This window comes from Pseudomonas juntendi, assembly GCF_009932375.1.
Taxonomy (GTDB): Bacteria; Pseudomonadota; Gammaproteobacteria; order Pseudomonadales; family Pseudomonadaceae; genus Aquipseudomonas; species Aquipseudomonas juntendi.
The window spans coordinates 1-9,718 of sequence record NZ_BLJG01000287.1; the positions used below are offsets into that span (position 1 = coordinate 1).

The following is a 9,718-nucleotide window of genomic DNA, read 5'->3' on the forward strand; positions in this document are numbered from 1 at the left end:
CCCCCAGCAACTCGCCCATCTGCCGGCAGATCGACAGCCCGATCCCCAACCCGCCATAGCGGCGGGTCATCGAGCCATCTACCTGGCAGAACCGCTGATACAACGTCGCCTGGTCCAGGTCATCGAAGCCGATACCGCTGTCGCTGACAGTGAAGGTCAGCGCCATGTCATCCGGCCCCACCCGGCGCCCGCGCACCTGGATCACCACGCCGCCCTGATGGGTGAACTTCAACCCGTTATCCACCAGGCATCCCAGGCAACGCGCCAGCTTGGGCCCGTCACCCAGTAACCCATCCGGCAAATCGGCCGGGATATCCAGGCTCAGGTACAGGCCCTCGGCCAATGCCTGGCCGGCATAACCGGCGCGCAGGCTCTGCAACAAAGTACGCAGGCTGAACGGCGCCGGCTGCGCCCGCAGGCGCCCCGCTTGCAGCTCGGACAGCGTAAGGATGGCATCGACCATGTCCATCATGCCTTGCGCCGAACCGATCGCTGTACGGTGGTACTGGGCCATCTCGCCTTCCATCGGCAAGGTATGCATCAACTCCAGCGAGCCAATCACCCCGTTCATCGGCGTGCGCAGTTCATGGGTCACACTGGCCAGAAATTCGTCTTTCAACCGGTTGCTCCTGGCCAACTGCAGGTTCAATTGTTCCAGCGTACGGCCGGTTTCACGCAAGGCCTGCGCCTGCTGCTCGCGCAGGATGTTGATGCGGTCGGCCAGCGCCAGCGACAACAGTGCCACCTCCAGTGCCGAACCCAGCTGGCTGGCATACATGGTGATGAACACGTTCGGCAGGTAGCCCAACACCATCAGGGTGTTGACCAGGCCACCAAGCAGGAACGCCGTCCAGGCAATGATGAACCAACGCGCCAGGCGCAACCCGCGCCACCAGGCATACAGCCCGGCGCTGAACACGCTGACGGTGAACAGCAGCGCCAGCAGGGTGGCCATGCGCAGCGCCACCCCATAGGTCATGCTCACGGCCAGCACCATGACCGCCACGCCCCCCAGCATCAACAGCTGCAATAGCCGATCGAAGCCCCGGCTGATACTGCCAAGCTGAAGGAAGTGGCGGGCGAACTGGCAGGCGAACAGCGCGGCAGCACCGATGCTCAGCGGTGTCGCGGCATTCGCCCACCAGGGACTGTCTGGCCAGAAGTAGGCAACACCGGCGCCATTCACCGACACCTGGTAAAGGCCGAACGAGGCGATATAGAGGATGTAGTAGAGGTAGCTGACGTCGCGCACGCTGAGGTAGATGAACAGGTTGTACACCAGCATCACCAGCAGCACGCCATAAATCATGCCCAGCACATACAGGCGGGTCGGTTGCGCCTCGATGTAGGCCTCGGGGGCCCATAGCGCCAGCGGCGCCTGCACCGAGCCCTGGCTGTGCAGCCGCAGGTAAGCGGTAGTCACCTGGCCGGGCGGCAGCTGCAGTTCGAACAGATAATTGCTCTGGCGCACTTGCCGGCTGTCGTAGGGCAAGGCATCGCCGGTGCGCTGGGCCAGGCGGTAGCCGCCATTGCCATCGGCCAGGTACAGCTCCAGATGATCCAGGGGCGGGTAGGCCAGTTCCAGCAGCCACTGCCGGGGCGCAGCACCGGGCGCCGCAACCGGGCGCAACTCGACCTTGAGCCAGAACACCGAAGTGGAATAACCGGCGTTCAGCACCTCATCTGGGTGGGGGCGGAAGTATCTGGCAAAGTCCGGGGCGCTGACTTGGGCGATGCTGCTACTGCCATCCGGGTCCTCATAAACCTGCATGACCTTGCCCAGCGGCAGGTGCCGGGTAGCCTCGTCGAAATCGACTGCGCCGGCCAGCACGGGCAGCATCCCCAGAAGCACAATCAGCAAATAGCGCATACAGCCCCAGCCTGGTCTGTGCAGTCGCGTCGCGGTTGCCTCCCATCCGTTTGAGACGACGTGATCCAGCAGAGTCCGTTTGTCGAGTTATCCAAGCACTCTAGCATAGCTGTAACCGCTGGCAATCGGCCATGCCAAAACGCGAATAAAGGCTTCTAAATCAATAGTTTGAGGGAAGATGCCAACCATAAGCTGACCATTCGATCAGTAAATCCGGTTTGTCGGACGATTCTCCCAAACAGGTTTGGTGGTAAGCTCGCCGACCATGAATACCTACAGCTCCCGCCCCGTTGTCCTCTGTCTCTCCGGCCACGACCCAAGTGGCGGCGCCGGCCTGCAGGCAGATATCGAAGCCCTGCTCGCCCAAGGCTGTCACGCTGCACCCGCCGTGACTGCCCTGACCGTGCAGGATACCGTCAATGTTTCCGACTTCCGGGTACTCGACCGCGAGTGGGTGCTGGCCCAGGCTAACGCCGTACTGGCCGACTCCACGGTTGCCGCGGTCAAGCTGGGCATGCTTGGCTCGATCGACATGGTCGACACCGTGGCCGAGCTGCTGGCCGCCCACCCGCACCTGCCGCTGGTCTGCGACCCGGTGCTGCGCGCCGGCGGCGGCGGCCGCCTGGGCAAGGATGAAGTAGGCTATGCCCTGCGCGAACGCCTGCTGCCGCTGGCGACCATCGCCACGCCGAACCTGCCTGAAGCACGCATTCTCGCCGAACTGCCCGAGGGCAGCGCCGATGCGTGTGCCGAGAAGCTCTTGCCGTTCTGCAAGCACCTGCTGATTACCGGCGGGCACGGCGACGAAGACGAAATCCACAACCGCCTGTACACCCAGAACGGCCAGCAATACACCTGGACCTGCCAGCGCCTGCCAGGCAGCTACCATGGCTCGGGGTGCACCCTGGCCAGCGCCCTGGCCGGCCGCCTGGCCTTGGGCGAGCAGCTGGAAAGTGCCGTACGCAGCGCCCTTGACTACACCTGGCGCACCCTGCGTGACGCCGAGCAGCTGGGCAAAGGCCAGTACGTGCCGCGCCGCCTGCCCCTGGACTTCTGCGCTTGAAACGAGGCTTTCCATGAAGCTACGTGGCCTGTATGCCATTACCGACAGTCAACTGCTTGCCAGCCGTTTCCTGTCTTATGTCGAAGCGGCGCTGGAAGGCGGCGTGTGCCTGCTGCAATACCGCGACAAAAGCGACGACGCAGCGCGCCGGCTGCGTGAAGCCGAAGCGCTGATGAAGCTGTGCGAGCGCTATGGCACGCGGCTGCTGATCAACGACGACGCCGAGCTGGCCGCGCGCCTGGGCGTCGGCGTGCACCTGGGCCAGACCGACGGCCCGCTGACCCCGGCCCGGGCCCTGCTCGGCCGCCAGGCGATCATCGGTTCCACCTGCCACGCCAGCCTCGCGCTGGCCGCCCAGGCCGCCAAGGAAGGTGCGAGCTACGTGGCCTTCGGCCGCTTCTTCAACTCCGTGACCAAGCCCGGCGCGCCTGCCGCCAGTACCGAGCTGCTGGAGCAGGCTCGCGCCCAGGTAAAGCTGCCGATCGCGGTGATCGGCGGCATTACCCTCGACAACGCCGCCCCGCTGGTCGCCCATGGCGCCGACCTGCTGGCGGTGATCCACGGCCTGTTCGGTGCCGACAGCGCGCAGGAAGTTACCCGCCGCGCCCGCGCCTTCAACGCCTTGTTCGCATCCTGATTCGAGAGATTCCCATGTCCCGTTCCGAAGCCCTGTTCGCCCAAGCCCAGAAGCACATCCCCGGCGGCGTCAACTCGCCGGTCCGCGCTTTCAAGAGCGTTGGCGGTACGCCGCTGTTCTTCAAGCATGCCGAGGGCGCCTACGTCGTTGACGAGGACGACAAGCGCTATGTCGATTACGTCGGCTCCTGGGGCCCGATGATCCTCGGCCACGGCCACCCCGAGGTGCTGGAGTCGGTGCGCAGGCAGCTGCAGCACGGGCTGTCCTACGGTGCGCCAACGGCCATGGAAACCGAAATGGCCGACCTGGTCTGCTCGATCGTGCCGTCGATGGAAATGGTGCGCATGGTCAGCTCGGGCACTGAAGCCACCATGAGCGCCATCCGCCTGGCCCGTGGCTACACCGGCCGCGATGCCATCATCAAGTTCGAAGGCTGCTACCACGGCCACTCGGACAGCCTGCTGGTAAAAGCCGGCTCCGGCCTGCTGACCCAGGGCGTACCCAGCTCGGCGGGCGTGCCAGCCGACTTCGCCAAGCACACCCTGACCTTGCCGTTCAACGACATCGCTGCCGTCGAGAAGACCCTGGCCGAAGTTGGCCAGACCGTGGCCTGCATCATTGTCGAGCCAGTGGCCGGCAACATGAACTGCGTGCCACCGGCCCCGGGCTTCCTCGAAGGGCTGCGCGAGCAGTGCGACAAGCATGGCGTGGTGCTGATCTTCGACGAAGTGATGACTGGCTTCCGCGTTTCCCTGGGTGGCGCCCAGGGCCATTACGGCATCACCCCGGACCTGTCCACCTTCGGCAAGATCGTCGGCGGCGGCATGCCGGTCGGCTGCTTCGGCGGCAAGCGTGAAATCATGGGCTGCATCGCCCCGCTGGGCCCGGTCTACCAGGCCGGCACCCTGTCGGGTAACCCGCTGGCCATGGCCGCCGGCCTGACCACCCTGAAGCTGATCAGCCGCCCCGGCTTCCACGCCGAACTGACCGACTACACCAGCCGCATGCTCGACGGCCTGCAACAGCGCGCCGATGCCGCCGGGGTGCCGTTCGTCACCACCCAGGCCGGTGCCATGTTCGGCCTGTACTTCAGCGGTGCCGACGATATCGTCACCTTCGATGACGTGATGGCCAGCGATGCCGAGCGCTTCAAGCGCTTCTTCCACCTGATGCTCGACGGTGGCGTGTACCTGGCACCGAGCGCGTTCGAGGCAGGCTTCACCTCCATCGCCCATGGCGACAAGGAGTTGCAGATCACCCTGGATGCGGCTGAAAAGGCGTTTGCTGCCCTGAAGTGATGCTTTGCCTGTACCGGGATCTTCGCGGGCTCACCCGCAAAGAGGCCGGTACAGGCAACAATTATTCATGCACAATCAGCTGACTTCCCCAACCAAGCAGAAATTCGAGTAAAACTTTGTAAGGTTGGCGCTGCTTATCCCATAATGTGCCACCAGAGACATTGGCCGCAGCTTTGCAGAGGTAAGTCGATCCCCATGAACCGCACCGGCCGCGCCCTGACCCTGGGCTGCCTGTTGCTTCTTCAGCCCCTGCTGGCCCTGGCGGAGGGCGGTAACTCGTTGCTCATTCCGGCAACGGGGCGCTGCACCTTGAACGTTCAGCCTGAAGACCTGGCAAACGCCCTCAAGGCCTGCGAGCAGACCGCCAGCGCGGGGGACGCCCAGGCGCAGTTCGAATTGGGCGAGTACTACTACACGCAAACCCCCAAGAACCTGAACAAAGCCCTGGACTGGTTCCAGAAAGCCTCGCTGCAAGGCCAGGCCGATGCCCAGTATCGCCTGGGGGCCATGTTCTTCCATGGCGAAGGGGTCAAGGCCAATAATGTGCAGGCGTACATCCTGCTGAAAATGGCCGCGGTCAACGGTGCCGAAGACGCGCTGGACATGGCCGACGAAGTCACCGAGCAAATGCCTCGCGACGACCTGGAGCATGCCACCCAGGTGCTCGGCCAGATTTTCCGCAAATACCTGCTGGAACTGCAGAACGCCGAAGGGCGCACACCGTTCTCACCGTTGCCCTGACCGCCAGTACGCCAGCATGGGTACACACGCCCGGTGCAGGGCGAACATACCCTTGATCGTTTCAGTGCTTTCGCCACTGCCATTCAAGGGTTATTCTTGAGTTCAACTCCATTGCCGTCGAGCGGCTAAAAACGACCTTGAACGCACCCATAGAACCCCATCGTTTCATCCTCGAACCATTCGAGGCCAACCGTTTCGCCAACTTGTGCGGCCAGTTCGACGAGCACCTGCGCCTGATCGAACAGCGCCTGGCCATCGAAATACGCAACCGTGGCAATCAGTTCGAACTGATCGGCGAACCCAAGACAACCTCTGCGGCCGAACAGCTGCTGCGCCGTCTCTACCGTGAGACCAAGGCCACTGACCTGTCACCGGAAACCGTGCACCTGTACCTGCAGGAGTCGGCCGTCGAGCACATCGACAACCCGGCCGTCAACGAAGTCAGCGTGTCGCTGCGCACCCGCAAGGGCAATATCCGCCCGCGTGGTCTGAACCAGCAGCGCTACGTCAAGGAAATCCTCGCCAACGACATCAACTTCGGCATCGGCCCGGCCGGTACCGGCAAGACGTACCTGGCAGTGGCCTGCGCCGTGGATGCACTGGAGCGCGAGCAGGTGCGCCGTATCCTGCTGGTACGCCCGGCGGTCGAGGCAGGCGAAAAGCTTGGCTTCCTGCCTGGCGACCTGGCGCAGAAGATCGACCCGTACCTGCGCCCGCTGTATGACGCCTTGTACGAAATGCTCGGCTTCGAGCACGTGGCCAAGCTGATCGAGCGCCAGGTCATCGAGATCGCCCCGCTGGCGTACATGCGCGGCCGCACCCTGAACAACAGCTTCATCATCCTCGACGAAAGCCAGAACACCACGCTCGAGCAGATGAAAATGTTCCTGACCCGTATTGGCTTCGGCTCTACCGCGGTGATCACCGGCGACATCACCCAGGTCGACCTGCCCCGTGGCACCAAGTCGGGCCTGGCACACGTCATCGAAGTATTGCGGGACGTGCCGGGTATCAGTTTCACCCACTTCCAGCCCAAAGACGTGGTTCGTCATCCACTGGTGCAGCGTATCGTCGAGGCCTATGACCGCTTCGATGCCCGCCAGGCCAAGCCTGAGGCACCCGGCAAAGATGCTTGAACTCGACATTCAACGGGCCACCGATGCCGCTGCCCCGGGCGACGAGGACTTCCGCCGTTGGTGTGAGCTGGCCTTGCGCCAGCGCAGCGCCGACTCGGAAATGACCATTCGCCTGGTCGACGAAGCCGAAGGCCGTGAGCTGAACCACACCTACCGGCACAAGGACTACGCGACCAACGTGCTGTCGTTCCCTGCCGATGTACCCGATGACCTGCTCGATATCCCGCTACTGGGCGACCTGGTCATCTGCGTGGCGGTGGTGGAGCGCGAAGCGGCCGAACAAGGCAAGGCGCTGAACGCGCATTGGGCCCACTTGGTCATCCACGGTTGCCTGCACCTGCTTGGCTACGACCACATCGACGATGAGGAAGCCGAGGAGATGGAAGGCCTGGAACGAGAATTGCTGGCAGAACTGGGTCACCCCGACCCCTATGCCGATGATGAAACCGACACCCTCACACACTGATACACGAAGGATCACGAGAACCGCCATGAGCGAAGATCGATCGAGCAACGGGCAGAAGTCCTGGCTGGGTAAACTGACCCAGGCTTTTGCCCATGAGCCGAAAAACCGCCAGGAGCTGCTGGAGCTGCTGCGCGAAGCCCATCAGAACAAACTGCTGGACAGCGAGGCGCTGACCATTGTCGAAGGCGCCATCCAGGTCGCCGACCTGCAGGTGCGCGACATCATGGTCCCGCGCTCGCAGATGATCAGCATCAAGGCCAGCCAGTCGCCGCGCGAATTCCTGCCGGCGGTGATCGACGCCGCGCACTCGCGCTACCCGGTGATCGGCGAAAGCCATGACGATGTGCTCGGGATCCTGCTCGCCAAGGACCTGCTGCCGCTCATCCTCAAAGAGAACGGCGACAGCTTCAATATCAAGGACCTGCTGCGCCCGGCCACCTTCGTGCCCGAGTCCAAGCGCCTGAACGTGCTGTTGCGCGAGTTCCGTGCCAACCACAACCACATGGCCGTGGTCATCGACGAATATGGCGGCGTGGCCGGCCTGGTCACCATCGAGGATGTGCTGGAGCAGATCGTTGGCGATATCGAGGACGAGCACGATGTCGAGGAAGACAGCTACATCAAGCCGCTGCCCAGCGGTGACTTCCTGGTCAAGGCGCTGACCCCGATCGAAAACTTCAACGAGTTCTTCGACAGCGAGTTCTCCGATGACGAGTTCGACACCGTCGGCGGCCTGGTGATGAGTGCCTTTGGCCACCTGCCCAAGCGTAACGAAACCACCGAGATCGGCGCCTACAAGTTCCGTATTCTCAACGCCGACAGCCGGCGGATACACTTGCTGCGCCTGACCCCGATCAACCGTTAAGGACAAACATGCGTTGGATCACCCGCCCCGGCTGGCCCGGTAACCTGCTGGCCCTGGCGGCCGGCGCATCCACCCTCCTGGCCCTGGCACCGTTCGATATCTGGCCGCTGGCCTTGCTATCGATCGCCCTGCTCTACCTGGGCCTGCGCGAGCTCAGCCCGCGCCAGGCCATGTGGCGTGGCTGGTGGTTCGGGTTTGGCCTGTACGGCGCGGGCACCTGGTGGATCTACGTCAGCATGACCACCTACGGCGGCGCCTCGCCGTTGCTGGCGATCGTGCTGTTGTTGGCATTTTTCGCCGCCCTGGCGTGGTTCTTCGCCCTGCCCACCTGGTTGTGGGCGCGCTGGTTGCGGCGCAACGAAGCGCCGCTGGCCGACGCCTTGTGTTTCGCCGCCCTGTGGCTGCTGCAGGAAGCTTTCCGCGGCTGGTTCCTGACCGGTTTTCCCTGGCTCTACGCCGGTTACAGCCAGCTCGACGGGCCGTTGGCAGGCCTTGCCCCGCTGGGTGGCGTATGGCTGGTTTCCTTCGCCCTGGCCCTCACTGCCGCCCTGCTGTGCAACTTGCACCGCCTGCGCGCGCGCCCTTCGTTCCTGGCCATTGCCGCGGTGCTGTTGCTGGCGCCCTGGGCCCTGGGCCTGGCACTCAAAGGCCATGCCTGGACAAAGCCGGCTGGCGACCCGCTGAAAGTGGCGGCCATTCAGGGCAACGTCGAACAGGACCTGAAATGGGACCCGGCGCACATCGATGCACAACTGGCGCTGTACCGTGACCTGAGCTTCAGTTCCAAGCCAGTGGACCTGCTGGTGTGGCCCGAAACCGCGGTGCCGGTGCTCAAGGACCAGGCCCAGGGCTACATCGATGTGATGGGCCGCTTTGCCGCCGAACGGCATTCGGCGCTGATCACCGGCGTACCGGTACGCGAAGAGGTGCATCACCAGCGCCGCTACTACAACGGTATCACGGTGGCCGGCGAAGGCGATGGCACCTACCTCAAGCAGAAACTGGTGCCGTTTGGCGAGTATGTGCCGCTGCAGGACATGCTGCGTGGCGCCATCGAGTTCTTCAACCTGCCCATGTCGGACTTTGCCCGCGGCCCGGAAGACCAGCCACTGCTGCAGGCCAAGGGTTACCAGATTGCCCCGTACATCTGCTACGAAGTGGTCTACCCGGAATTCGCTGCAGGGCTGGCGGCGCGTAGCGACCTGCTGCTGACCATCAGCAACGACACCTGGTTCGGCACCTCGATCGGCCCGCTGCAGCACCTGCAGATGGCGCAAATGCGTGCGTTGGAAGCCGGCCGCTGGATGATCCGCGCCACCAACAATGGTGTGACCGCGCTGATCGACCCGTTCGGCCGTATCACCACGCAGGTACCACAATTCCAGCAGGCGGTAATGTATGGCGAAGTGGTGCCGATGCAGCAGCTCACGCCTTACCTGCAATGGCGTTCGTGGCCGCTGGCGATTGTCTGTGTGCTGCTGCTGGGCTGGGCATTGCTGGCCGGGCGCATAGCCAAAACTGTCTAACCGGCATTACACGGTCCCTGTAGGAGCGGCCTTGCGTCGCGATGGGCTGCAAAGCAGCCCCGGCAATCTTGAGATAGAGCTGAGATCCGGGGCTGCTGCGCAGCCCATCGCGACAC

The 9,718-nt window shown here is 63.6% G+C and carries 9 protein-coding genes; 8 read left to right on the plus strand and 1 reads right to left on the minus strand.

The features are described 5' to 3' along the window. Positions 1 to 1,870: sensor histidine kinase (locus GYA94_RS24670; protein WP_161893297.1), on the minus strand; the 1,870-nt coding region annotated here is incomplete at its 3' end. A 265-nt stretch (positions 1,871 to 2,135) separates the two neighbouring features. On the opposite strand from GYA94_RS24670, the gene GYA94_RS24675 reads away from it, so the two are divergent. The 8 genes from GYA94_RS24675 (at position 2,136) to lnt (ending at position 9,602) form a co-directional block, all read left to right on the plus strand. Beyond that, positions 2,136 to 2,933: a hydroxymethylpyrimidine/phosphomethylpyrimidine kinase gene (locus tag GYA94_RS24675; RefSeq protein WP_029884760.1), complete on the plus strand. Its 798-nt coding sequence runs from the start codon at positions 2,136 to 2,138 to the stop codon at positions 2,931 to 2,933. Between the two features lie 13 nt (positions 2,934 to 2,946). After that, complete coding sequence (gene thiE / locus GYA94_RS24680; protein ID WP_161893298.1) at positions 2,947 to 3,570, plus strand: thiamine phosphate synthase; 624 nt, start codon at positions 2,947 to 2,949, stop codon at positions 3,568 to 3,570. Positions 3,571 to 3,584: 14 nt separating this feature from the next. Beyond that, positions 3,585 to 4,868, plus strand: a complete 1,284-nt coding sequence (hemL, locus tag GYA94_RS24685) for a glutamate-1-semialdehyde 2,1-aminomutase (protein ID WP_009685400.1) — start codon at positions 3,585 to 3,587, stop codon at positions 4,866 to 4,868. A gap of 195 nt (positions 4,869 to 5,063) precedes the next feature. After that, positions 5,064 to 5,609 (plus strand): tetratricopeptide repeat protein, encoded by a 546-nt coding sequence (locus tag GYA94_RS24690; protein ID WP_029884758.1) that lies wholly within the window; start codon positions 5,064 to 5,066, stop codon positions 5,607 to 5,609. Between the two features lie 137 nt (positions 5,610 to 5,746). Then, a complete protein-coding gene (locus tag GYA94_RS24695; protein WP_009685398.1) occupies positions 5,747 to 6,745 on the plus strand; it encodes a PhoH family protein in 999 nt (332 codons plus the stop codon). Continuing rightward, a complete protein-coding gene (gene ybeY, locus GYA94_RS24700) occupies positions 6,738 to 7,211 on the plus strand; it encodes an rRNA maturation RNase YbeY (RefSeq protein WP_054911688.1) in 474 nt (157 codons plus the stop codon). The genes GYA94_RS24695 and ybeY overlap by 8 nt, the downstream gene beginning before the upstream one ends. Positions 7,212 to 7,236: 25 nt before the next feature. Continuing rightward, complete coding sequence (locus GYA94_RS24705) at positions 7,237 to 8,076, plus strand: CorC family transporter (protein WP_009685396.1); 840 nt, start codon at positions 7,237 to 7,239, stop codon at positions 8,074 to 8,076. A gap of 8 nt (positions 8,077 to 8,084) precedes the next feature. Continuing rightward, positions 8,085 to 9,602, plus strand: coding sequence for an apolipoprotein N-acyltransferase (lnt, locus tag GYA94_RS24710; protein ID WP_009685395.1), 1,518 nt, complete (start codon positions 8,085 to 8,087; stop codon positions 9,600 to 9,602). Positions 9,603 to 9,718: the final 116 nt, after the last annotated feature.

Excerpts from the sequence above, each read along its gene's own strand:
- thiE (WP_161893298.1), top strand. The coding sequence starts at position 2,947 with ATGAAGCTACGTGGCCTGTATGCCATTACCGACAGTCAACTGCTTGCC.
- lnt (WP_009685395.1), top strand. The coding sequence starts at position 8,085 with ATGCGTTGGATCACCCGCCCCGGCTGGCCCGGTAACCTGCTGGCCCTG.
- GYA94_RS24690 (WP_029884758.1), top strand. The coding sequence starts at position 5,064 with ATGAACCGCACCGGCCGCGCCCTGACCCTGGGCTGCCTGTTGCTTCTT.
- GYA94_RS24675 (WP_029884760.1), top strand. The coding sequence starts at position 2,136 with ATGAATACCTACAGCTCCCGCCCCGTTGTCCTCTGTCTCTCCGGCCAC.
- GYA94_RS24705 (WP_009685396.1), top strand. The coding sequence starts at position 7,237 with ATGAGCGAAGATCGATCGAGCAACGGGCAGAAGTCCTGGCTGGGTAAA.
- hemL (WP_009685400.1), top strand. The coding sequence starts at position 3,585 with ATGTCCCGTTCCGAAGCCCTGTTCGCCCAAGCCCAGAAGCACATCCCC.
- ybeY (WP_054911688.1), top strand. The coding sequence starts at position 6,738 with ATGCTTGAACTCGACATTCAACGGGCCACCGATGCCGCTGCCCCGGGC.